The organism is Paenarthrobacter sp. UW852, from assembly GCF_024608385.1.
GTDB lineage: Bacteria > Actinomycetota > Actinomycetes > Actinomycetales > Micrococcaceae > Arthrobacter.
Map to the genome: position 1 here is coordinate 123,958 of NZ_JAMSGY010000001.1, position 23,592 is coordinate 147,549.

General features: G+C 63.3%; 21 protein-coding genes. 17 read left to right on the top strand and 4 right to left on the bottom strand.

Going from position 1 to position 23,592, the window contains the following annotated elements:
• Positions 1-13: 13 nt before the first annotated feature.
• The 9 genes from pdxT (at position 14) to NEK97_RS00675 (ending at position 9,814) form a co-directional block, all read left to right on the top strand.
• On the top strand, positions 14-715 hold the full coding sequence (gene pdxT / locus NEK97_RS00635) for a pyridoxal 5'-phosphate synthase glutaminase subunit PdxT (RefSeq protein ID WP_257367981.1): 702 nt from the start codon (positions 14-16) through the stop codon (positions 713-715).
• Between the two features lie 3 nt (positions 716-718).
• Positions 719-1,474 carry a YebC/PmpR family DNA-binding transcriptional regulator gene (locus tag NEK97_RS00640; RefSeq protein ID WP_167265987.1) on the top strand — a complete coding sequence of 252 codons (756 nt, stop codon included), beginning with the start codon at positions 719-721 and terminating at the stop codon, positions 1,472-1,474.
• A gap of 44 nt (positions 1,475-1,518) precedes the next feature.
• Entirely contained in the window at positions 1,519-2,094 is a 576-nt protein-coding gene (ruvC, locus tag NEK97_RS00645; protein ID WP_235520783.1) for a crossover junction endodeoxyribonuclease RuvC, read from the top strand.
• A gap of 68 nt (positions 2,095-2,162) precedes the next feature.
• Positions 2,163-2,807 (top strand): Holliday junction branch migration protein RuvA, encoded by a 645-nt coding sequence (gene ruvA / locus NEK97_RS00650; RefSeq protein WP_257367982.1) that lies wholly within the window; start codon positions 2,163-2,165, stop codon positions 2,805-2,807.
• Entirely contained in the window at positions 2,800-3,876 is a 1,077-nt protein-coding gene (gene ruvB / locus NEK97_RS00655; RefSeq protein ID WP_235520779.1) for a Holliday junction branch migration DNA helicase RuvB, read from the top strand. Before ruvA ends, ruvB begins: the two co-directional genes overlap by 8 nt.
• A 145-nt stretch (positions 3,877-4,021) precedes the next feature.
• The gene (gene yajC, locus NEK97_RS00660) at positions 4,022-4,405 is read left to right on the top strand and encodes a preprotein translocase subunit YajC (RefSeq protein ID WP_257367983.1); all 384 of its coding nucleotides are present in this window, start codon (positions 4,022-4,024) and stop codon (positions 4,403-4,405) included.
• Between the two features lie 114 nt (positions 4,406-4,519).
• Entirely contained in the window at positions 4,520-6,271 is a 1,752-nt protein-coding gene (gene secD / locus NEK97_RS00665; RefSeq protein ID WP_235520775.1) for a protein translocase subunit SecD, read from the top strand.
• Positions 6,272-7,261, top strand: coding sequence for a protein translocase subunit SecF (gene secF, locus NEK97_RS00670; RefSeq protein ID WP_257367984.1), 990 nt, complete (start codon positions 6,272-6,274; stop codon positions 7,259-7,261).
• Positions 7,262-7,423: 162 nt separating this feature from the next.
• Positions 7,424-9,814, top strand: a complete 2,391-nt coding sequence (locus tag NEK97_RS00675) for a bifunctional (p)ppGpp synthetase/guanosine-3',5'-bis(diphosphate) 3'-pyrophosphohydrolase (protein ID WP_308194943.1) — start codon at positions 7,424-7,426, stop codon at positions 9,812-9,814.
• Here the strand turns inward: NEK97_RS00675 and NEK97_RS00680 are convergent.
• The 3 genes from NEK97_RS00680 to NEK97_RS00690 form a co-directional block, all read right to left on the bottom strand.
• On the bottom strand, positions 9,811-10,416 hold the full coding sequence (locus NEK97_RS00680; RefSeq protein WP_257367985.1) for a hypothetical protein: 606 nt from the start codon (positions 10,414-10,416) through the stop codon (positions 9,811-9,813). The genes NEK97_RS00675 and NEK97_RS00680 overlap by 4 nt on opposite strands.
• Positions 10,417-10,515: 99 nt before the next feature.
• On the bottom strand, positions 10,516-11,946 hold the full coding sequence (locus NEK97_RS00685) for a DUF349 domain-containing protein (RefSeq protein WP_257367986.1): 1,431 nt from the start codon (positions 11,944-11,946) through the stop codon (positions 10,516-10,518).
• Between the two features lie 65 nt (positions 11,947-12,011).
• On the bottom strand, positions 12,012-12,806 hold the full coding sequence (locus NEK97_RS00690; RefSeq protein ID WP_257367987.1) for a peptidylprolyl isomerase: 795 nt from the start codon (positions 12,804-12,806) through the stop codon (positions 12,012-12,014).
• Between the two features lie 205 nt (positions 12,807-13,011).
• On the opposite strand from NEK97_RS00690, the gene hisS reads away from it, so the two are divergent.
• From hisS to NEK97_RS00705, 3 genes are all read left to right on the top strand, one after another.
• The gene (gene hisS, locus NEK97_RS00695) at positions 13,012-14,352 is read left to right on the top strand and encodes a histidine--tRNA ligase (RefSeq protein WP_257367988.1); all 1,341 of its coding nucleotides are present in this window, start codon (positions 13,012-13,014) and stop codon (positions 14,350-14,352) included.
• A gap of 111 nt (positions 14,353-14,463) precedes the next feature.
• Positions 14,464-16,257, top strand: a complete 1,794-nt coding sequence (gene aspS, locus NEK97_RS00700) for an aspartate--tRNA ligase (RefSeq protein WP_257367989.1) — start codon at positions 14,464-14,466, stop codon at positions 16,255-16,257.
• A 70-nt stretch (positions 16,258-16,327) separates the two neighbouring features.
• Positions 16,328-17,110 (top strand): GNAT family N-acetyltransferase, encoded by a 783-nt coding sequence (locus tag NEK97_RS00705; protein WP_257367990.1) that lies wholly within the window; start codon positions 16,328-16,330, stop codon positions 17,108-17,110.
• Here the strand turns inward: NEK97_RS00705 and NEK97_RS00710 are convergent.
• Positions 17,097-17,714 (bottom strand): Vms1/Ankzf1 family peptidyl-tRNA hydrolase, encoded by a 618-nt coding sequence (locus NEK97_RS00710; protein ID WP_257367991.1) that lies wholly within the window; start codon positions 17,712-17,714, stop codon positions 17,097-17,099. The genes NEK97_RS00705 and NEK97_RS00710 overlap by 14 nt on opposite strands.
• Positions 17,715-17,755: 41 nt before the next feature.
• Here NEK97_RS00710 and NEK97_RS00715 point away from each other — a divergent pair, with 41 nt between their 5' ends.
• From NEK97_RS00715 to alaS, 5 genes are all read left to right on the top strand, one after another.
• Positions 17,756-19,192: a replication-associated recombination protein A gene (locus NEK97_RS00715; protein WP_257367992.1), complete on the top strand. Its 1,437-nt coding sequence runs from the start codon at positions 17,756-17,758 to the stop codon at positions 19,190-19,192.
• Between the two features lie 204 nt (positions 19,193-19,396).
• Positions 19,397-20,017: a 30S ribosomal protein S4 gene (gene rpsD / locus NEK97_RS00720; RefSeq protein WP_142939071.1), complete on the top strand. Its 621-nt coding sequence runs from the start codon at positions 19,397-19,399 to the stop codon at positions 20,015-20,017.
• Between the two features lie 157 nt (positions 20,018-20,174).
• Positions 20,175-20,549: a DUF948 domain-containing protein gene (locus tag NEK97_RS00725; RefSeq protein ID WP_235520756.1), complete on the top strand. Its 375-nt coding sequence runs from the start codon at positions 20,175-20,177 to the stop codon at positions 20,547-20,549.
• 17 nt (positions 20,550-20,566) lie between these two features.
• Entirely contained in the window at positions 20,567-20,797 is a 231-nt protein-coding gene (locus NEK97_RS00730; protein WP_235520755.1) for a hypothetical protein, read from the top strand.
• Positions 20,798-20,911: 114 nt separating this feature from the next.
• Positions 20,912-23,590, top strand: a complete 2,679-nt coding sequence (gene alaS, locus NEK97_RS00735; RefSeq protein ID WP_235520754.1) for an alanine--tRNA ligase — start codon at positions 20,912-20,914, stop codon at positions 23,588-23,590.
• The last annotated feature ends 2 nt before the right edge of the window (positions 23,591-23,592 follow it).

Genomic DNA, 23,592 nt, shown 5'->3' on the forward strand with positions numbered 1-23,592 from the left:
CTATGATGGTCCAATGACAACCCCCCTTTCCGACGCTTCATCACGCGTGGGTTCAGGACTCCGGATCGGCGTACTGGCTCTTCAGGGCGATTACCGCGAGCACATCCATGCCGTGGAAGCCGCTGGAGCTACCGGCGTGGGTATCCGCCGGCCGGCAGAGCTTGACGACATCGATGGCCTGATCATCCCGGGCGGCGAATCAACCACCATCGACAAACTGTCCCGGATCTTTGAGCTCCGCGATCCGTTGCAAAAGCGCATTGCAGAAGGACTCCCTGTCTACGGTTCCTGTGCCGGCATGATCCTCCTCGCTGACGAGATCGCCGACCCGGCCACCGACCTCGCGGGAGCTCCCCAGCAGACCTTCGGCGGACTCGACATCACGGTGCGCCGCAATGCCTTTGGACGCCAGCGCGAATCCTTCGAAACGGACCTCGATTTCAAGGGGCTGGACTTCAGTGCCGACGAATCCGGTGTAGAGCCAGTCCACGCAGTGTTCATCCGCGGCCCGTGGGTGGAACGCGTCGGCCCCGGCCTCGAAGTTCTGGCACAGGTCGATCCGGACCACGCCAGCCACACGGCCACTTTGCACGGAGTGGCTAGAATTGTTGCAGTGCGCTCCGGCCAATTGCTGGCCACCTCCTTCCACCCGGAAGTGACGGGGGAGAAGCGCGTGCATGAACTCTTTATTCGAATGATCAGAGGAGAAGCGTAAAGCATGTCAGGCCACTCCAAATGGGCGACCACCAAGCACAAAAAAGCCATCATTGACAGCCGGCGTGCAAAGTCGTTCGCAAAACTGATCAAGAACATCGAAGTCGCCGCCCGCATGGGCGGCCCTGACCTCGCCGGAAACCCCGGCCTGGAACTCGCCGTCACCAAGGCCAAGAAGACTTCGGTGCCCAACGACAACATCGACCGCGCCATCAAGCGTGGTGCCGGACTCACCGGCGAAGTCGTCGACTACACCGAAATCATGTACGAAGCCCGGGGCCCGCAGGGTTCGGCTCTGCTGATCGAGTGCCTGACAGACAACAAGAACCGCGCAGCCTCCGAGGTCCGTCTCGCCATCTCCCGCAACGGCGGCACCATCGCCGACCCCGGTTCCGTGAGCTACCTCTTTGCCCGCAAGGGCGTCGTTGTCCTGCCGAAGAACGGCCTCAGCGAGGACGACATCCTGATGGCAGTCCTTGAGGCCGGCGCCGAGGAAGTCAAGGACAGCGGCGAGAACTGGGAAATCCACTCGGAGCCCTCGGATCTCCAGGCCATCCGCGACGCCCTGAAGGAAGCAGGCATCGACTACGAAACCGATGAAGCTGAATTCGTGCCGTCCATGCAGGTTGACCTCGACGTCGATGGCGCCCGCAAGTTCATGAAGCTCGTGGACGCGCTGGAAGATCTGGACGATGTCCAGAACGTCTACAGCAACGCGGACCTCAGCGAGGAAGTGCAGGCTGCCCTCGACGCCGACTAGGCGCGGCAGCACTCAGCTTTGATATCTCTTAGGAAGGCCCGGAATTGACTCTTCGCGTATTGGGAGTCGATCCGGGCCTTACCCGTTGCGGCATCGGCGTTGTGGACATCGAGCAGAACCGAAGGGCCACAATGGTGGCCGTCGGAGTGGTCGGGACGTCGGCTGAGCTGACGTTGGATAAGCGATTGCTGGTCATCGCCCAGGCAATCGATGAGTGGCTCGACCTGCACAAACCGGACGTCGTCGCCGTCGAGCGTGTCTTCTCGCAGATGAACGTGAGCACCGTGATGGGTGTGGCCCAGGCTTCCGGGGTGGTGATCGCCGCCGCGGCACGCCGCGGTATCCCCGTGGCCCTCCATACGCCGTCCGAGGTTAAGGCCGCGGTAACGGGGAGCGGTACGGCCAACAAGGACGCCGTTACCAAACTCGTCACCAAGATCCTGCGACTGAATGCGCCGCCCAAACCGGCAGATGCGGCTGACGCCCTGGCCCTGGCGCTCACCCACGCCTGGCGTGCAGGCAGCGGCATGGGATCCGCGGGTGGATCCGGCAAGGGAACACTGACACCTGCGCAGAAGGCATGGGCCGACGCCGAAGCGAAAGCGCGCCGCGCGCGGTGATTGTCGCCTGCCCTTGCTAGGGTATTCGTAGATATGTTCGGATAGTCCGCTAATTCAGGAGCCGGGTCTTGATCAGTTTTCTCCGTGGAACCGTAGCCCACGTTGGTTTGTCCACCGCCGTTATTGACCTCAACGGCGCAGGCATGAGTGTCTTTGCGACGCCGCAGACCCTGAGCCACCTCAAAGTAGGAACCGAAGCCAAGCTCTTCACCTCCATGATTGTCCGGGAGGATTCCCTGACGCTGTTCGGCTTTGCCGATGATGACGAACGGGAAGTCTTCGACGTCCTGCTGAGCGTGAGCGGCGTGGGACCAAGATTGGCGCTTGCCGTCCTTGCGGTTCACGAACCCGAAGCCATCCGGGTGGCTGCGCACACCGGTGACGGCAAGACGTTCACCAAGGTGCCCGGAATTGGCCCGAAGGTAGCCGGACGTATTGTTTTGGAGCTTGCCGGAAAGCTCGTCCCGCACGGCACGGGTACGTCCGCCCAGCCCCAGCCCCCGATCAAGGCCGAGTGGAAGCCCCAGGTGGTCGCGGCCATGACCAGCCTTGGTTGGTCCGAAAAGGACGCAACCGGAAGCATCGACAAAGCCATGGCCGATTCGCCGGAGCTGGTGGAGGCAGGAAATGTCGCCCAGATCCTCCGTGCCACGCTCCGTTGGCTGGGCCAGGACGGCGCACGCGCCGGAAACCGCGTAGGCAGCCGTGGCTGAGCAGTCACTCGTCAGCGGGGGAGAGGAACCGGAAGAGCGGGTCATTGAGGCCGCCCTCCGTCCCAAGAACCTCCATGACTTCGTAGGCCAGCATCGCGTCCGGAAACAGCTGGCACTTGTCCTCGAGGCGTCGAAGATGCGTGGGCGCAGCGCCGACCACGTTTTGATGTCCGGCCCTCCCGGACTCGGCAAAACAACGCTGGCCATGATCATTGCTGCCGAAATGAACGCACCCTTGCGTATCAGCAGTGGTCCCGCAATCCAGCATGCCGGCGACCTGGCCGCGATCCTTTCGTCGTTGTCGGAAGGGGAGGTGCTTTTCCTCGATGAAATCCACCGTATGTCCCGGCCTGCGGAAGAGATGTTGTACATGGCCATGGAGGACTTCCGTGTAGACATCGTCGTGGGCAAAGGAGCGGGTGCCACTGCCATTCCCCTCGAGCTGCCGCCCTTCACCCTGGTGGGTGCCACTACGCGTGCGGGACTCCTGCCCGGGCCACTGCGTGACCGGTTCGGTTTCACTGGGCACCTTGAGTTCTACTCCGTAGCTGAACTGGAGTTGGTGCTTCGCCGCTCCGCCGGGCTGTTGGACCTCAAAGTGAACTCGGCCGGATTCACCGAAATCGCCGGACGCTCCCGTGGGACGCCCCGTATTGCAAACCGGCTGCTTCGACGGGTCCGGGACTGGGCCCTGGTGCACGGCATTGAACAGATCGACGCCCGCTCAGCATCTGCGGCCCTGGATATGTATGAAGTGGACGAGCGTGGGCTGGACCGCCTCGACCGATCCGTCCTGGAAGCCCTCATTACCAAGTTCAACGGTGGCCCGGTGGGCCTCTCCACGTTGGCCATCGCAGTGGGTGAAGAGCCGGAAACTGTGGAGACCGTGGCGGAACCGTTCCTGGTGCGCGAAGGGTTGCTCGGGAGGACGCCGCGGGGACGTATTGCCATGGCTCCAGCGTGGACACACCTGGGCTTCGCGGTTCCGGCCGGAGTATTCGGCCAGGAGGCACTGGACCTGTTTGGTGAGGACGAAAACCACGCCGAAAGCGTAGATACTGCTGGTTAACACGCTCTCTTCAGCTTTTCCCTTTAGACTGGTATGACGCTCGGCACGTTCGAGTCCTTGATTCATGCGCCCGCTCTGCGGATCAGCCAGGGACGTTGCCGTGAACCAAAACGTAAGTACAGAACGGAACTTCCCTGTGGATCCAATGACCATATTGCTGTTCGTCATGCTTGGACTCTTTGTCTTCATGATGTTCCGCCGCAACAAGAAGACCCAGCAGCAACAGGCTGAAATGCAGTCCAAGTTTGCTCCCGGCGTGGACGTCATGACCAGCTTCGGGCTCTTCGGCCGTATCGTCTCCATCGACGAGGCCGAGAACAAGGTCGTTATCGAACTGTCCCCGGGCAACGAAGCTACGGTTCACCGGCAGGCAGTCACCAAGGTAGTAGAACCGGCCGCTGAGGAAACACCGGTTGTTCCGGACGACGCATCTTCCCTGACCGTTGCCGGGACTGAAACTCCTGCCACGGTTGAGACCCCGGAAGAGACCATTGCGCGCCTCAACAAAGAGGACAAGAAGGACAACTAGCACTGTCAGCCGCGGCAACACCGCGCTGGACAACTTCTACGGCAGCGGAGAGCCGCCGGCAGACGCTCACCAGCGTCCGCCGGCGGCTGTCCGGCGATAAGAGGAAGATCGATAATGGCAAGGACCGGCCCCAAAAACTCAGCCCGCAGGGTGCTGACATGGCTAGGCGCAATATTTGTTGTACTGACCGCTGTCCTGGGTGGCGGAGTGCTGACTGGCCATGCCAGCTGGGCTCCGAAGCTTGCTTTGGACCTCGAAGGCGGAACCCAGATGATCCTGGCTCCCAGGGTTGAGGGTTCTGGCGAAATCAACGAGGAACAGCTGAATCAGGCCGTTGCCATCATCAGGCAGCGCGTTGACGGCTCAGGTGTAGCCGAAGCGGAAATCAGCACCCAGTCCGGGCGCAACGTGGTAGTGAGCCTTCCGGGAACCCCCTCCAAGGAAACCCGCGACCTCATCCAGGCATCTGCCGACATGAACTTCCGCCCGGTCATCGCTGCGGGAGACCCGGCTGCCGTTCCAGCCGAATCCCGTACCCCTGATGCCCAGCTGCCCAAGCCCACTGCGGCGCCGGCCAACGCAAGCGACATCAACTGGGTCACTGCCGATGTCGTCAAGGAATTTGAAGCACTGGACTGCGTGAATCCGTCCACGGAGAAGCGTGAGCGCTCAGACCCGGCCAAGCCGCTGGTCACCTGCGAGGCCGCCACGGACAAGACTCCCGCGGTCAAGTACATCCTTGGACCGGTGGAGGTCAAGGGCCAGGACATCAGCGACTCGACCTACTCCCAGGTCCAGGGTGCACAGGGTTCTGTCACCAACTCCTGGGGCGTGAACATCGTCTTCAACGCGGATGCTACCGCGAAGTTCAAGGCAGTCACCGAACGCCTTAACCAGTTCTACGCTGCCGCGCAGGCCCAGGGTACGGATGATCCCAAATCGCAGTTCGCGATTGTCCTTGACGACAAGGTCATCTCCGCGCCTCGCTCCCTTGCCGTCATCACGGACGGTAAGCCGCAGATCACGGGCAACTTCACCCAGGCATCAGCCAAGGCGTTGTCCGACCAGCTCCGGTATGGCGCGTTGCCCATCAGCTTCGAAATCCAGTCACAGGAGCAAATTTCCGCGACGCTCGGTGGCGACCAGCTTCGCCTGGGCCTGCTGGCCGGTGTGATCGGCCTGCTGCTCGTTGTGGTCTATTCGCTCTTCCAATACCGGGCACTCGGCTTTGTGACCATTGCATCCCTTGTGGTGGCCGGTGCCTTGACGTACCTTGCCATTGCCATTCTCGGCTGGACCGAAAATTACCGGCTTTCCCTGGCCGGCGTTGCGGGTTTGATTGTTGCCATCGGCCAGACCGCGGACTCCTTCATCGTTTACTTCGAACGTATCCGCGATGAGCTCCGCGACGGCCGTGGACTCGTGTCCGCCGTCGAAAATGGTTGGAAGCGTGCCAAGCGCACCGTTCTGGCCTCAAAGGCAGTCAACCTCCTCGCTGCCCTGGTTCTCTACTTCGTGGCTGTGGGCAACGTCCGCGGCTTCGCCTTCACCCTCGGCCTCACAGCCCTGGCCGACCTCCTGGTGGTGTTCATGTTCACGCACCCCATGCTCCAGGTCCTGGCACGCACCCGGTTCTTCGGCGAAGGACACCGTTTCTCCGGACTGTCGCCCGACCGTCTGGGCGCTGTTCCGCTGTACCGCGGCGCCGGCAGGCTCCGCACCCCGGATCAAAAGCCGACGCCGGTACGTGCGCGCAACACCGGTGCAGCAGCCGAAGCAGAACGCCGCATGACCATCGCCGAACGGCGCCTCGCCGAGAAGAGCCAGTTCGCCGGCTCCTCCAAGGCGACCAAGGAGGAGAAGTAAATGACAACGAGCTTCGCAACCTTCGGCCATGAGCTCTACACGGGCAAGCGTTCGTACAACTTCGTCAATTCCAAGAAGATCTGGTTCACCATTGCGGCCGTAGCCGTGGCTCTGTCCATCCTGATCCCTGTGGTCAAGGGCGGATTCAACCTCGGCATCGAATTCCGCGGTGGCTCCGAGTTCACCGTTTCGAACGTGGCCAACACCGACGCCGGGCTCGGCGAGAAGGCAGTCCACGAAGTGGTGCCCGAGGCCATCCCGCGTGTCGCGAACGTGGCCGGCAACACCATGCGGATCCAGACGGATCAGCTCAGTGACGAACAAACCAACCGCATCAAGGACGCGTTGACCAGTGCGTACGGGGTCACCGAGAACGAGGTGACGTCCAACTTCGTGGGCCCCACCTGGGGACAGGACGTCACGCGCCAGGCGCTCATCGGCCTGGTGGTCTTCGTTGGGCTGGCCGCTATCCTGATGGCGCTGTATTTCCGTACATGGAAAATGTCGCTGTCGGCACTGGTGGGCATGCTCGTCACCATGTTCACCACAGCGGGCGTCTACGCTTTGAGCGATTTCGAAGTGACGCCGTCGGCCATCATCGGCTTCCTCACCGTCCTCAGCTACTCGCTGTACGACACCGTGGTGGTGTTCGACAAGATCCGCGAAAACACGTCCGATATCACGACGTCGACGCGTCGTACCTTCGCTGAAGAGGTCAACCTCGCAGTCAACCAAACCCTGGTTCGCTCCATCAACACCATGATGGTGGCAGTCCTGCCCGTGGCAGCCATCCTCTTCATCGGGGCCGGGCTGTTGGGTGCCGGTACGTTGCGGGACCTCTCCTTGGCACTGTTCGTGGGCATCCTCATTGGCACAGCGGCAACGATCTTCATCGCCGCGCCCCTGTACGCCTGGCTGCGCCAAGGCGAACCGGAGCTCGTCAAGCAAGCCAAGAAGGTATCGCACCGCAGGGCCGAGGCAACCGTCTAGGTCCACCCCAAAGTACAGTTTCACCAGAGAGCCGGCCTCCGCAGCATTGCGGAGGCCGGCTCTTTGACTTGTCCACGTCCTCGTCATGTGCTGTCCGGTTGCAGAAGCATTCGCTGACGGGAATAGACTGGGAGAATTAAATAGGTTGTGAGGGGTGCTTCTGTGGAAGAACGTGCGACGTCGGCACCACCGGCGGGCGGGGAAGATGGCCGTAATGCTGTGGCCGTCCCAACAACAGGCGTGGCCGGACGGACCGCAGGTGCGGTACCGATCGACAGCGGCGTGCGCCCGACTTTCCCCGGCAGGAGGGAACGTACACGTTCCAGGCTCGCCCGCCTCACAGGCCGGGGCGTCGCCCCCTACTCGCCAATCCTGGAACCGCTGCTGCGCACCGTTCGGGCCAATAATCCCAAAGAGGACTTCGACCTGATCCAACGGGCGTTCGCCGTAGCGGAGCGGAGCCACCAAGGCCAGAAGCGCAAGAGTGGTGACCCGTACATCACCCACCCGGTTGCCGTGGCCACCATCCTGGCTGAGCTCGGCATGACGGGGACCACCCTCGCGGCTGCATTGCTCCACGACACCGTGGAGGACACTCCCTACACCCTTAACGACCTCACCCGCGACTTCGGCCCCGAGGTCGCCATGTTGGTGGACGGCGTGACCAAGCTGGACAAGGTCAGCTTCGGCGAGGCTGCCCAATCCGAGACCGTCCGCAAGATGGTCGTGGCCATGGCCAAGGACATCCGTGTCCTCATGATCAAACTGGCGGACCGCCTGCACAATGCGCGGACGTGGCGCTTCGTCTCTGCGGAGTCGTCCTCGCGCAAGGCCCGCGAAACCCTGGAAATCTTTGCTCCGCTTGCCCATCGCCTGGGCATGAACACCATCAAGTGGGAACTTGAGGACCTGTCCTTCGCGGCGCTGTATCCCAAGGTGTACGAGGAAATCGTCCGCATGGTGGGAGACCGCACGCCGGAGCGTGAAAAGAGCCTCAGCGTCATCCGCAACCAGATCGCCGACGATCTGCGGACCTCGCGCATCAAGGCCACCATCACCGGCAGGCCGAAGCACTACTACTCGATCTACCAGAAGATGATCGTCAGGGATAAGGATTTCGACGACATCAACGACCTCATGGGCGTGCGTGTCCTGGTCGATTCCGTGCGGGATTGTTATGCCGCACTGGGAACGCTCCATTCGCGGTGGAACCCCCTGCCGGGCCGGTTCAAGGATTACATCGCGATGCCCAAGTTCAACATGTACCAGTCGCTGCACACCACGGTGATCGGTCCGGGCGGTAAGCCGGTCGAAATCCAGATCCGCACGCATGAAATGCATCGTCGGGCCGAATACGGTGTAGCAGCCCACTGGAAGTACAAAGACCAGCCCAACCGTACAGCCCAAGGTCCTGGCAGCCCGCGGGACGGGGACATGGGATGGCTTCGGTCCCTGGTGGACTGGCAGCAGGAAACTTCCGATCCCGGCGAGTTCCTGGATTCCCTGAGATATGAAATCAACGCCCGGGAAGTCTTCGTCTTCACCCCCAAGGGTGAGGTCATGGCCCTGCCCGCAGGTTCCACTCCGGTTGACTTCGCTTATGCGGTGCACACCGAGGTGGGCCACCGCACCATCGGTGCACGCGTCAACGGCAAGCTCGTTCCACTGAACAGCGAACTCAACCACGGCGACTGGGTGGAGATTTTCACTTCGAAGGCCGAAGGGGCCGGGCCGAGCCAGGACTGGCAGCACTTCGTCAAGTCGGCACGTGCGCGGAACAAGATCCGCCAATGGTTCACCAAGGAACGCCGCGAAGAGGCGATCGACCGCGGCAAGGACATGCTGACAAGGGCCATGCGGAAGCAGAACCTTCCCTTGCAGCGGCTCATGACGCACGATGCTTTGTCGGCCGTGGCGGAGGCGTTCCACTACGTCGACATCTCGGGGCTGTATGCGGGCGTCGGCGATGGACACACGTCGGCACAGTCCGTCATGGAAAAGCTCGTTGAGCACCTTGGCGGCCAGGAGACCCCGGACGAAGATCTTGAAGAAGTCAGCATCCCCACCCAGGTTGCAAAGTCCAAGTTCTCCGACTCCGGCGTCATCGTCCGTGGTGTCGGGGACGTGTGGGTCAAACTGGCCCGCTGCTGTACCCCTGTGCCCCCGGATCCGATTCTGGGCTTTGTTACCCGTGGTTCCGGTGTCTCTGTGCACAGGACGGACTGCACCAACGTTTCGGGGCTCCGTGACCAGCCGGACAGGATTGTGGAAGTGGAGTGGGCCCCCACCCAGTCCAGCGTCTTCCTCGTGGAGATCCAGGTGGAAGCGTTGGACCGCAAATCGTTGCTCTCGGATGTTACGAGGATCTTGTCCGAGAACCACGTCAACATCCTGGCCGCATCCGTGCATACGTCCAGCGACCGGGTGGCCATCTCGAAGTTCGCTTTCGAGATGGGCGACCCCAAATACCTGCACCATGTCTTGAACGCCGTGCGTCGCATCGACGGTGTCTTCGACGTTTACCGCACAACGGGGAACCGGCGCCGCAGCTAACCCGGTCCATTATCGAGCAGTGCCAGGGTGGCCAGTGCCCGCTTCTTGTGGGGCACCCTGGGGGCGGCCTCGACGGCCAGGATGAGCAGTCGCAGCCTGATGCCGAGCTCGTCCCGGCTCAGGAGGCGCTTCAATGCGGGCAGCGCACGTTCTGTTTCCACGTGCAGGGCGATATCGGCTGCGGTGCGCAGCGGGCTGCTGACCAGCATCCCGCCCATGCTCACCACATCCAGCTGTCCCAGCCTGACTTCGTGGAGACTGCAGGCAGCAGCTCCCCGCAGGCTGGATATCCGGTGCTTCGCATCGACCAGGAGGGACAGGCGTTCAGGGGGCTTCGCGCAGCCGTAGATCCATGCCGCGGTCAGCCTTCCGGCCACCACTTTGGTCCGAATCCTCTCCGGCACTGTCATGGCCGCAGCACGGGCCCGCAGGCGGTAAGTGACAGCCACGCCTGGCGAGGCATAACTCTTCCCGTAAAGCGGCAGGAGGATGCCGTCGATGGCCATGCCCTGCAATTCATTCCAGGTAAAAAGGCGGCTGGGGGAGTAGAGCTCGGACAGTACGGGCTCCACTAAGTGTGGGGCAGTTGCAACGGGGACCATCCACCGATCATTCCGTGCGGCCACCCAACGAGTACAGGCTCCGCCCCGGCTATGTGGATAACCGGAACGGAGCCTGCAGGACGGGAACGTCAGGTGGTGCTAAGCGAGGTCGCTGGCCGAGCGCTGGATCTGGTCAAGCCAGGCCTGGCGGGCTTCCAGGGCTTCGCGGGCCGCCTTGATGCGTCGCTGATCGCCTGCCTTTTCGGCTTTCTCCAAGTCTTCCTTGAGGCCAGCGATGGCGGCTTCGAGCTGGGACAACGCACTGTTGGTGCGTGCCTTGGTTTCCGGATTGCTCCGACGCCACTTCTCTTCCTCAGCCTCACGAACAGCGTCTTCGACCTTGCGAAGACCTGCCTCGATGCGACCCATGTCGGCGCGGGGAACCTTGCCGGCGTCTTCCCAACGGTCCCGGATGGACTGGAGGGCCTTCTTGGCGGAGTTGAGGTCGTTGATCGGCAGAAGAGCTTGTGCCTCGGCGACCAGCTGTTCCTTCACGGCCAGGTTCGCGGTGTATTCCTGGTCGATCTGGTCATTGGCTGCCTGGCGGTTGCTGAAGAACACGTCCTGCGCTGCGCGGAAGCGGCCCCACAGGGCGTCGTCATCCTTGCGGCTCGCACGCGGCGTGGCCTTCCACTGGTCCATGAGCCTGCGGTATTCCCCGGCGGCATAGCCCCAGTCAGTGGAGGAGGAGAGTGCCTCAGCCTCGGCGATCAGGGCTTCCTTGGCTGATTTGGCAGCAGAGTTGTTGCTGTCCAGTTGGGAGAAGTAGGCCCGGCGATGGCGATCAAAGACGGTGCGTGCGGAACGGAACCGCTTCCACAGGGCGTCCTCGTTGCTGCGGCCAAGGCGGACGCCGCTCTTCTGTGCTGCTTTCCAGGTTTCGAACAGCTCGTTCATGCGCGCGCTGGAGGTCTTCCACTGAATGTGGGCCGGATCCTGGCCGGCAATGGACTCAGCCTCGGCAACGATGGCCTCACGTGCAGCGAGTTCGCTGGCGCGTACGGCCTCGTGAGCAGCCTTCTCAGTCTTTTCCAGCTCAACGATCTGGGCCGACAAAGCGTCAAGGCGGCTTTCCGCCGAGCGGATATCGCCCACCATGTTGCGCTCAGCGAGCTGTTCGCGGAGGTGCGTCACAGTCTTCTGCATGTCCGTGGCAGGTGCCTTGGACTCCACACGGTGTTCGAGCAGGACCACCTGGGCGATGATGTCGTCGAATTTCCGGGCGAAGTAGCCCAGTGCTTCGTCGGGGCTGACGCCGGGGTACTGGCCGACAGCGATTTCTTCGCCGTCCAGTGTCAGGAACACATGGCCGTCCCCTTCTGCGCGGCCCCACTTCGCTGCCTCAGCAAGCGACGCCGATGAAACAGCCGGAGCGGCAGGGACGACGGCGGCCGGAGCCTTGGGGCGGGCCGCGAAAGCCGCGGGAGACGGGGCTGCGGAAGGCGTCGGCCGGGGCGCGGCTGGCGCCTGTCCGGCAGCTTCTTCGTTGGCCGCTACTGCTGTTTCGTCGGGTTTCTGACTGTCTGTCACCGCTAAAAGTCTTTCGCTTGGAGGGACTGCTGGGTAATGCACCCCGGGCTGGGGCCAGGAGTTGGTTACTTCAGAGAGAACGAGTCTATCGTGACAGGTGCCACAGGGGCGCCGTCGCCGCTGTTTGCGCCGGCTTTGAGGCCGGCTGCAGCGATCTTCGTAACAACGTCCAGGCCGCTGGTTACTTTGCCCACCACGGTGTAGCCGCCGGCTGTGTCGGCGGGAATGGTGGTGTCCTTATAGACAATGAAGAACTGGTGGCCATTGCCGTAGGCGTTGTTGCCGGTGCGGGCAACAGCGATCGTTCCGGCGGGGTATTTGTTGTCCGTGGGGGTGTTTTCCAGTGGGCCCCAACGGTAGTTGGCGTCGTCCGAGCCGTCGGCGGTCTTCGCGCCGCATTGCAGGAGGCCGAAGGTTTCCGCCGTCGTAAGCCTGTGGCAGTTTGCCCCGTTGTAATAGCCTGCGTCCGCCAGTGATTTCAGTACCGCTGCTGCCTGCGGTGCGGCGGTACCGTTCAACTCAACGCCCAGCGTGCCACCGTTCAAAACCAAGTCACCCGTGAAGGTCTTGCCGGCAGCGGTGTCCGGGCTGGGGATGTCGGCGCTGTTGGAAGCCGACGGCGAAGCGGACGGAGAGCTCAGGCCGGCTTCGGCGGCGGCGAACTCGGCCTCGGTGGGATTGGAACTGAAGACAGTCAGCTGCATCACGACAGCCAGGACCACGGCTGCCGCGCCGGCGCTGATGGCGATGGTGTTGTCGCGTTTGCGTCGCTTGCCCTGTTCCTGCCGCAGGGCACGCTTGGCTTCCATCTGCCTGATGCGACGTTTCGATTCGCGGTCATCCCGCGACCTTGTAGCCAAGAGTCCTCCTGATTGTGTCCCGCTTCCGATGGCTGCCGGGCAGTATGCGGGCATGCTGCATTAGATGTGCACGCGCGGAAAGCATAAACTGGCTGCCGCACATAGTTTATGCATGACCGGCTGGACGCCCGCCTTATAAACGCCGATTGGATGTTTAAAGCTGCGGAGCTGTTGCCAGCGTCAGCTTTCTGAGGAGACACATTCCATGGCACGTAGCGCCTCCCTGTCCGGATTCCCCGAGTGGCTTCCCCAGGAGCGGTTGGTGGAGCTCCACGTGCTCGATACGCTGCGGAAGACGTTTGAACTGCACGGCTTCTCATCGATTGAAACCCGGGCCGTCGAAACAGTTGGCCAGTTGCTTCGCAAAGGCGAGATCGACAAGGAGGTCTACGGCCTCAGCCGGCTTCAGGACGACGACGGTGACGCCGCCAAAACGGACCCTAACGCCCTGGCCCTGCACTTCGACCTCACTGTGCCGTTCGCCCGCTACGTTGTGGAAAACGCCGGCTACCTGGCGTTTCCTTTCCGGCGCTACCAGATCCAGAAGGTCTGGCGTGGCGAGCGTCCGCAGGAAGGCCGTGCCCGTGAGTTCACCCAGGCCGACATCGACGTCGTGGGAGACGGCGAGTTGCCGTTCCGTTACGACGTCGAAATTGCCCTGGTGATCGCTGAGGCCCTGAGTGCGCTGCCCATTCCGGATTTTCGGCTGCGGATCAACAACAGGAAACTCGCCGAAGGCTTCTATCGCGGCATTGGCCTCACAGACACTGCCGGGGTCTTGCGCAGTATCGACAAACTGGAAAAGATCGGGGCCGCGAAGGTTGCCGAGCTCCTGAAGACTGAGCTGGGGGCGACGGACGAACAGGCCGGCCTCGCCCTTCAGTTGGCCAGCATTCGCACGGAAGACACCTCGTTCGTGGATAAGGTGCGCGCGCTGGGGGTCAAGGATGAGCTTCTTGAAGAGGGTCTTGGCGAGCTTCAGCAGGTTATTGAGGCCGCGGTCCAGCGTGCCCCCGGCAAGGTCGTGGCGGACCTCAGCATCGCCCGCGGCCTGGATTACTACACCGGAACTGTGGTCGAAACGGTGCTGGTGGGCCATGAGCAGCTCGGTTCCATCTGTTCGGGCGGCCGGTACGACGCCCTGGCCAGCAAGGGCAACCGCAAGTTCCCCGGCGTCGGGCTTTCCATCGGCGTGACGCGCCTGGTTTCCCGCATCCTCAGCCAGGAACTGGCAACGGCATCGCGTTCGGTACCCACAGCAGTTCTCGTGGCTTTGAACACGGACGACAGCTGGGCCGCCGCCCAGGACATCGCAGCGCAGCTGCGGGGCCGGGGGATCGCCACGGAAGTCGCCGCCAAAGCCGAGAAGTTCGGCAAGCAGATCAAGTTCGCCGACCGACGGGGCATTCCTTTCGTGTGGTTCACCGACGACGACGGCAAGCACCAGGTCAAGGACATTCGTTCCGGTGAACAGGTTGATGCTGACCCGTCCAGCTGGACGCCGTCGGAAGAGGACCTGCACGTACGCGTCACCACAACCGCCTGATACGCACACAGAGCTTGTCCCGCCTGTGGCGGGAGGCGCGGCCGGGGCGGGTAAACTCGGACGGGACCGCTTTGCAGCGGTCCCGTTAAATTTCATGCTGAAAGGAATGCTGTGCTGCGCACACATGACCTCGGATCGCTTCGCTCCGAGCACATTGGACAAACCGTTACCCTGGCCGGCTGGGTGGGACGGCGCCGTGATCACGGTGGCGTTGCATTCGTTGACCTGCGTGATGCGTCCGGTGTCGCCCAGGTGGTTGTCCGTGAGGAAGAGGTCTTCCATGGCCTGCGGAACGAGTACGTGCTGCAGGTGACGGGTACCGTCAACAAGCGTCCTGAAGGCAACGAAAACCCGGCCCTGGCGACCGGTGAAATCGAGGTCATCGCCGACAAGGTTGTTATCCTCAACACCTCCGACGCCCTGCCTTTCCAGATTGACGAGCACGTGGAGGTCGGTGAGGAAGCCCGGCTCAAGCACCGCTACCTGGACCTTCGCCGTCCCGGCCCCGCACGCAACCTCCGCCTCCGCTCCGAGGCGAACCGGGTAGCCCGCGAACTGCTGCACCAGCGTGGCTATGTGGAGATCGAAACCCCCACGTTGACGCGTTCGACGCCGGAAGGCGCCCGCGACTTCGTCGTACCGGCGCGCCTGGCCCCGGGTTCCTGGTACGCGCTGCCGCAGTCGCCGCAGCTTTTCAAGCAGCTGCTCCAGGTGGGCGGTTTTGAGAAGTACTACCAGATCGCCCGTTGCTACCGTGACGAGGACTTCCGTGCCGACCGCCAGCCGGAGTTCACCCAGCTGGACATCGAAGCCAGTTTCGTTGACCAGGACGACATCATTGAGCTCGGTGAGGCGATCGTCAAGGCACTGTGGCAGCTGATCGATGTCGAAATCCCCACACCGATCCGCCGCATGACGTACCTGGACGCCATGGCCAGGTACGGCTCGGATAAGCCGGACCTGCGTTTCGGCGTGGAGTTGACGGAGCTCACCGAGTTCTTCAAGGACACCAACTTCGGCGTCTTCAAGGCCCCGTACGTCGGAGCAGTGGTCATGCCCGGCGGTGCTTCCCAGCCGCGCCGCACCCTGGACGGGTGGCAGGAATTCGCCAAGCAGCGTGGCCACAAGGGCCTGGCCTACGTCCTCTTCAAGGAAGACGGCGAACTGGCTGGCCCGGTTGCGAAGAACCTCACCGAGGAAGAGCGGGCAGGCCTGGCCGACGCTGTTGGCGCCAAGCCCGGCGACTGCATCTTCTTCGCTGCCGGTGAGAAGTCCGCAGCCCGGGCGCTCCTCGGCGCTGCCCGCGTCGAAATCGGGCACCGCACCGGCCTGATTGATCCCAACGACTGGGCGTTTGTCTGGATTGTGGACGCTCCCATGTTCGAGCCTGCCGCAGCAGCAGTGGCTTCCGGTGATGTCGCTGTGGGAGGCGGACAGTGGACAGCTGTGCACCACGCTTTCACCTCGCCGCGGCCGGAGTACCTGGACACCTTCGACAAGGATCCCGGATCGGCACTGTCCTACGCCTATGACATTGTCTGCAACGGCAACGAGATCGGTGGCGGTTCCATCCGTATCCACGACCGTGAAGTGCAAGAACGCGTGTTCCAGCTCATGGGCCTGGACAAGGAAGAAGCAGAAACGAAGTTCGGCTTCCTGCTCGAAGGCTTCAAGTACGGCGCACCTCCGCACGGCGGAATGGCCATGGGCTGGGACCGCGTTGTGGCCCTCCTCGCCGGCGTGGAGTCCATTCGCGATGTCATTGCCTTCCCGAAGACCGGCAACGGGTACGACCCCCTGACCGCGGCACCTGCCCCCATCACGGCCCAGCAGCGCAAGGAAGCGGGCGTCGATTTCCGGCCCGAGGCCAAGCCTGCCGCCAAGGCGGAAAACAAGTCCGAATAGCACTACGACCAAAGGCCCTCCACTGCGGTGGAGGGCCTTTGGTGTTACTGCGAATGAAAGGCGTCGAGGCATGCTCGAGCAAGCACACCTGGAAACGCTCATGGATAAGGCGTGGCCTGCCCTTGAACGCGAAGACACAGGGGAGTGGGTGCTGCGCGCGTCCGAAGGGGTGACGCAGAGGGCCAATTCCGTCTGGCCGCGCACCATCATTGACTCTGCCGACGACGCCCCGGACCTTGCTGCATCCCTCCGCTCCGCGTCTGAGTGGTACCGGCAGCGGCGCCTCCCGCTCATTTTCCAGGTCTTCGACGACCCCCGCAGCGCCGCCCTTAACACCATGCTGGACACGCAGCGCTTCACCAAGCAGTCTGAAACGCGGATCATGGTGCGCGGCCTCGAAGGACTGCCCGCGCCCGCTTCCAGCCGGAACGTCGAGCTCAGCGATGAACCTTCCGAAGAATGGCTCAGCGTGTGGTGGTCGGTGGATGGTCGCGGCGGTGCAGCAGAACTTGGGGTCGCCCGCCGGATCCTGCTCGGCTGCCCGGCGTTGTACGCGTTGGTAAGGGACGACGACGGCGTACCAGCCGCCGTCGGACGCCTAGCCGCGGCTGATGGCTGGGGCGGCATCTACGGCATGGCGACGACGGCCACGCACCGAAGGCGCGGTTACGGCAGTCTGGTGCTGGCGGCGCTGCTGGACTCCGGCGCCGAGCGCGGGCTCCAGGGCTTCTGGCTGCTGGTCACCGCAGCCAACCAGGGGGCGCAGTCGCTCTACGCACAGGCGGGGTTCACCAACTACGGCAGCTACCTTTACCGGCAGGCTCCCATCAGGCGTGCCCTCAGCGGCTGCTAGGGGGCGGGTTGGTCACGGTAATCCTGATGGCGCACGACTCCGCGGCTGCTTTCTGGAGGACCGCTGGTTTGGGGTCCTGGATGTCCAGCAGGGCCAGCCGCGTCCGCCCTGCCACGGCCCCCAGGGATGGTTCAGCGAGGACCTGATCCACCAGCGCCCTGTCGCCACCTGGAACGATGTACTCGATCAGGTGACCGGCAAAGACCTCTGTGGCGTATCCGGCGGTGGTCCGGGCATCGGCGTAGCGCTTGCCACCTTTTGAAGCGAGGACACGCTGGCCGCTGGCCGCCGCGACGGCGAAACCGCCCCGGCGGACCAGGAGGATGCCCAGGCCGCGCTCCTGGGTGGCAAGGGAAGCGAGCCTTTCAATGCTGCTTGCACCCCGCCCGGGCCTTCCGTCCACGGGCCAGGGGGCGCGCAGGAGAGCCACCGCGCCGTCGGATGCCTGCAGGACCAGGCCGTCGTCGATCATCTCTTCCTGCAACGGTCCATGACCGGCAGCGAACCTGTCCACCCATCCGCTGAGCCGCTGGGCCGGTACCAGCGCCAAGCGGGTGGTGGTTCCTTGCTGCTTCGGCAGCGGTGTGGAATCGGGGCGGCCCACGTCGATGTCTCCTTTGCTGGAACTATGAGTAGCCTATCCATGTGGAAGATCTCTTTGGTGCCGGTGCTGATAACGACGACGAGTCGGAGGACCTGCCCGGCATGCCGGAGTCCCTCCGGGCGCCGTCAGACGCGCACTGGATGGCTTCCCAGCGCAGCCCCCTCGCCGTGCGGATGCGGCCCCGCACCCTGGATGACGTCGTGGGACAGCAGCATTTGCTGGGCCAGGGTTCGCCGCTTCGCCAGCTGGCCGCCGGTGCCGAAGCGGCAGGCCCGGCCGGGCCCAGCTCCGTGATCCTCTGGGGACCCCCGGGAACGGGCAAAACCACACTGGCGCATGTTATCGCCCGCGGCCCGGGCCGGAAGTTCGTGGAATTGTCGGCCATCACTGCCGGGGTCAAAGACGTCCGGAGAGTCATGGACGAGGCCCTGACCGCCCGGGACCTCTACAAGAAGACCACCGTCCTCTTCCTTGACGAAATCCATCGCTTCAACAAGGCTCAACAGGATGCGCTGCTGCCCGGCGTCGAGAACCGCTGGGTGGTGCTTGTGGCCGCCACTACCGAAAACCCTTCGTTCTCGGTGGTGTCGCCCCTGCTGTCCCGCTCACTCCTGCTGACGTTGAAGCCACTGACCGACGACGACATTTCAGGACTGCTGCAAAAGGCGGTGGTTGATGCCAGGGGCTTGGCTGAACGGGTGACGCTCAGTGACGAGGCTTTGGACCACCTGGTGCGCCTGTCCGGTGGTGACGCCAGAAGGGCCCTGACGGCCTTGGAAGCTGCCGCCGGCGTGGCATTCGGTGACTCCGCAGCCGAGGACGACGGCGAGTCCGCGGACCCAGTGGTGGTGGAGCTGCGCCACACCGAGCGGGCCCTCGACGCTGCGGCGGTGCGCTATGACCGGGCCGGAGACCAGCACTATGACGTAGCGAGCGCGTTCATCAAGTCCATCCGCGGCTCCGACGTCGACGCCGCCCTGCATTACCTGGCGCGCATGCTTGAGGCCGGCGAGGACCCGAGGTTCGTGGCCCGCCGCATCGTCATTTCAGCAGCCGAGGACATTGGCATGGCAGATCCGACGGCGCTGCAGACAGCCGTGGCTGCTGCGCAGGCCGTCCAGTTGATCGGAATGCCGGAAGGTCGGATCGTCCTCGCGGAAGCCGTGGTCCACCTGGCCACCGCGCCCAAGTCCAATGCCGCGTACATGGGATTGAATAAGGCAATTGCCGATGTCCGGGCCGGATACGGCGGTGGAATCCCCATGCATCTGCGGGACGCGCACTATCCCGGGGCCAAGCAATTGGGCCATGGAAAAAGCTATAAGTACGCGCACGACGAACCCCATGGTGTGGCACAGCAGCAATACCCGCCGGACGACCTGGTGGGCAAGGACTATTACGAGCCCACCAACAACGGCGCCGAACGGGACATCGCCGCCAGGCTGGAGCGACTCCGCAAGATCGTGCGTGGCGAGTAGCGGCCAGGACCAGCCAGGGGCCGGCGCTGCCACTGTGCGTGGTAGGATGGATCCTTGTCTGGCATGGCCCGACGCACAATCCCTTTGAAGATTTCTTACATAGTGCTGTGCGCCCGGGCTAGTAGCAAGAGGCAGCGGTTGGCCGATGCTCTCCCTGATGGAGGCCAGTAACACTGACACACCGCAGTAATTGGAAGGACACAAGTGGCTAACAACACTCGTGCTCGCCGTACCGCACGCCTTTCGCGTGCACTCGGCATTGCTCTGACCCCCAAGGCCGCCAAGTACATGGAGCGCCGCCCGTACGGCCCCGGTGAGCATGGCCGTGCCCGCAAGAAGCAGGACTCCGACTACGCCGTACGTCTGCGCGAAAAGCAGCGCCTGCGCGCCCAGTACGGCATCCGCGAAGCCCAGATGACCCGTGCCTTCGAAGAAGCACGCCGCACCAAGGGCCTGACCGGTGAAAACCTGGTTGAGCTGCTCGAAATGCGTCTGGACGCCCTGGTGCTCCGTGCAGGCTTCGCCCGCACCATCGCACAGGCCCGCCAGTTGGTTGTGCACCGCCACATCATGGTTGACGGTGTTCGCGTGGACCGTCCGTCCTTCCGCGTTGGCGAAGGCCAGCTCATCCACGTTCACAGCCGCTCCGAGGTTATGCCCCCGTTCCAGGTGGCAGCTGCTGGTGCACACGTCCTGAACAACGTTCCGGCTTACCTGGACGTCAAGATCGACGCCCTGCAGGCACGCCTGGTTCGCCGTCCCAAGCGCTCCGAGGTCCCCGTGATCTGCGAAGAGCAGCTCGTCGTCGAATTCTACGCACGCTAAATCCAAGCAGCGTATACAAAGAAGCCCGTGGCAGCCGCCGCGGGCTTCTTTGTATCCCGGGTGCCCGCCCTTTGTAGGTAAGGTACTGGGGGAGGCCTTGGCCGCGCCGGGAACCGGTGGGCGCAGGGCAGCGCAACGATCCTAGGAGAAGAGTTCTATGTCTGGTGGCGACATCGCCGGCCTCATCGCAGCGGGAGTGTTCGCGCTCCTTGTCCTGCTGTTGGCCGTGCCCATCTTGAAGCTGGGCGGCGTTTTTGACGAAGTCCGCACCTCCATCCGGCTCATCAGCGACGGCGCTACGCCCCTGATGGACGAAGTGACCGCCACGGTCACCACCACCAACCAACAGCTCAAGAAAGTTGACGGGATAGCTTCCAATGTCTCCGATGCCTCGGCCAACATCTCGGCGCTTTCGTCGCTGGTTGCTGCCACCGTGGGCTCACCGCTGATCAAGGTGGCGGCATTCAGCTACGGCGTACGTTCAGCATTCGCTGGCCGCCGCACACCGTCCTCCGGCCGCCGCAGCCGCTGAATCAACGGGAGAAACCGATGAAAAGAATTGTCTGGATGGGTATCGGCGTCGCCATCGGCGTCATAGCGTTCCGCAAAGTAACGCAGGCGCAGGCCAATCTCGGCCCGGAAGGGCTGAACCGCGCCGTAGGCCGCATGGCCGACGGCCTCTTTGATTTTGCCGATGCGGTCCGAACCGGCATGCACCAGCGCGAAGAGGATTTGCGGGCGGCGCTGGGAATCCAGGACGACGGGGCAGGCCGCCGCTAGCGGGAGCGTTTCGCTCCCGAGGCCGCAACAGGGCAGAATGGAAAGCTGCGGAACGGCACCAGCCGGTCCGCGCACATCGTGTGCAGTGAATTGAGAAGGGTAAGTAATCAGCTAATGAAGTCGCAGGAGATCACCAAGCGCTGGGTGGACTTTTTTGTCAGCAAGGGCCACACCGCCGTTCCCTCCGCGTCGCTCGTTTCCAGCGACCCGTCGCTTCTCTTCACTGTGGCCGGGATGGTTCCCTTCATTCCGTACCTGACCGCCCGCGAGGAGCCGCCCTACAGCCGCGCTACGAGCGTGCAGAAGTGCATCCGTACCGGTGACATCGAGGAAGTCGGAAAGACCGCCCGCCACGGCACGTTCTTCCAGATGTGCGGCAACTTTTCCTTTGGGGATTACTTCAAGGAAGACGCCATCAAGTTTGCGTTCGAGCTGCTTACCAGCAGCGTCGACGACGGCGGCTACGGACTCCCTGCCGAGCGCCTGTGGGTGACGGTTTACGAAGAGGACGACGAAGCCAAGGAACTCTGGCTCAAGAACACCGGCATTCCGGCTGAGCGCATCCAGCGCATGGGGAAGTCGGACAATTACTGGCACACCGGCCAGCCGGGTCCGGCGGGTCCGTGCTCGGAGATCTACTACGACCGTGGACCGGCCTACGGCATTGAGGGTGGCCCGCTGGCCGATGAAACCCGATACATCGAAATCTGGAACCTGGTGTTCATGCAGTACCAGATCGAAAATGTGCGTTCCAAGGTCGACTTCGACATCGTGGGCGAACTGCCAAACAAGAACATCGACACCGGCTTGGGCATGGAACGTCTTGCAATGATCCTGCAGGGCGTCGAGAACATGTACGAGACCGACCAGGTCCGTCCCGTCATCGATAAAGCCGCTGAGTTGTCCGGCCGCGAGTACACCTCCGCTGAGACTCCCGAGGATCCCCACCACACGGACGACGTCCGTATGCGCGTGGTCGCCGATCACATCCGTTCGGCCTTGATGCTGATCGCTGATGGCGTTGCTCCGTCCAATGAGGGCCGCGGCTACGTGCTGCGCCGCCTGATCCGCCGCGCCGTCCGCGCCATGCGCCTGCTGGGCGTGGAGAAGGCCTGCCTGCCGGACCTCCTGCCCGCCTCCCGCGACGCCATGAAGGGCGTCTACCCCATCGTTGAGACGGACTTCGCGCGGATCAGCCGCATCGCGTACGCCGAAGAGAAGGCGTTCCTGCGCACCATCGCATCCGGAACTGCGCGCCTGGAAGATGCGGTGGCTGAGTCCAAGGCTGCTGGCGTTCCACTCTCGGGCGCCGATGCTTTCGCCCTCCACGACACCTACGGTTTCCCGATCGACCTGACGTTGGAAATGGCTGAAGAGGCCGGCCTCAAGGTGGACGAGGCAGGCTTCCGCGCGCTCATGCTCGAGCAGCGCCAGCGCGCCCAGGCAGATGCCAAGGGCAAGAAGGGCGGCCACGCCGACCTCAGCGCGTACCAAGAGCTCCTGGGCAAGGGCGAAACCGTCTTCACCGGTTACGACGAACTCGAGGGCGAGGCAAAGGTCCGCGGCATCGTCAGCGGCGGACGCGCAGTGGCACATGCGTCCACCGGTGACGAGATTGAGCTGGTCCTCAACGAGACCCCGTTCTACGCAGAAGCCGGCGGACAGTCCGCTGATACAGGCCTCATCACCGGCGATGGCTTCGTGGTCGAGGTCCTGGATGTCCAGCGCCCCATCAAGGGCCTGAGCGTGCACAAGGCGATTGTCCGCGAAGGTGAGATTGGCTCCGACGCGTTGGTGCGCGCCGCCGTCGACCGTGAACGCCGCCACGCAGCCGAACAGGCGCACACGGGCACCCACATCGTGCACGCCGCCCTGCACCAGATCCTTGGCCCGGAAGCCACCCAGCGTGGTTCCTACAACAAGGCAGGCTACCTGCGCTTCGACTTCGCCTGGGGTGAAGGCCTGAGCACGGCTACGCGGTCGGAAATCGAAGAAGTCTCCAACATCGCCATCCGGAACAACTTCCGCGTGGATACCAAGGTGATGGGCCTTGCTGAGGCCAAGGCGCTGGGCGCCATGGCACTCTTCGGCGAGAACTATGGCAGCGAAGTGCGCGTCGTGGAGATCGACGGCGCGTGGTCCCGTGAGCTGTGCGGTGGTACCCACGTGTCCAACACCTCCCTGATCGGCAGCCTTTCGTTGCTGGGAGAGCAGTCGGTTGGTTCAGGAAACCGCCGTGTCGAGGCCTTCGTGGGCCTGGACGCGTTCCGTCACCTGGCAGCAGAGCGCGCGTTGGTCAACGAGCTCACCGAACTGCTGAAGGTGCCTTCCGGGCAGCTCGCGGACCGTATCTCCAGCACCCTGAGCAAGCTCAAGGCCACGGAGAAGGAACTTGACCGGCTCCGCAAGGAGCAGCTCACGGCAGCTGCGGCCAACCTGGTGGGCACGGCAAAGGATGCAGCGGGTGTGCGTGTTATCGCCCACGACGCCGGCCAGGTGGGTGGTGCGGACGATCTGCGCAACCTTGCCCTGGATCTGCGTAACCGTTTGGGCTCCGACGCCGCCACAGTGGCCGTCGCAGGTGTCAGCAATGACCGTCCTGTCATCCTGATTGCCACGAACGAGGCCGCCCGCGAGGCAGGCGTAAAAGCCGGCGCCTTGGTTCGCACGGCTGCCGGCATCCTCGGCGGTGGCGGCGGCGGCAAGGATGACGTCGCCCAAGGCGGCGGCACCGACGCTGGGAAGGTCCCTGAGGCCCTCACAGCGGTGGTGGACGCGATAGCCAAGCGCTGACG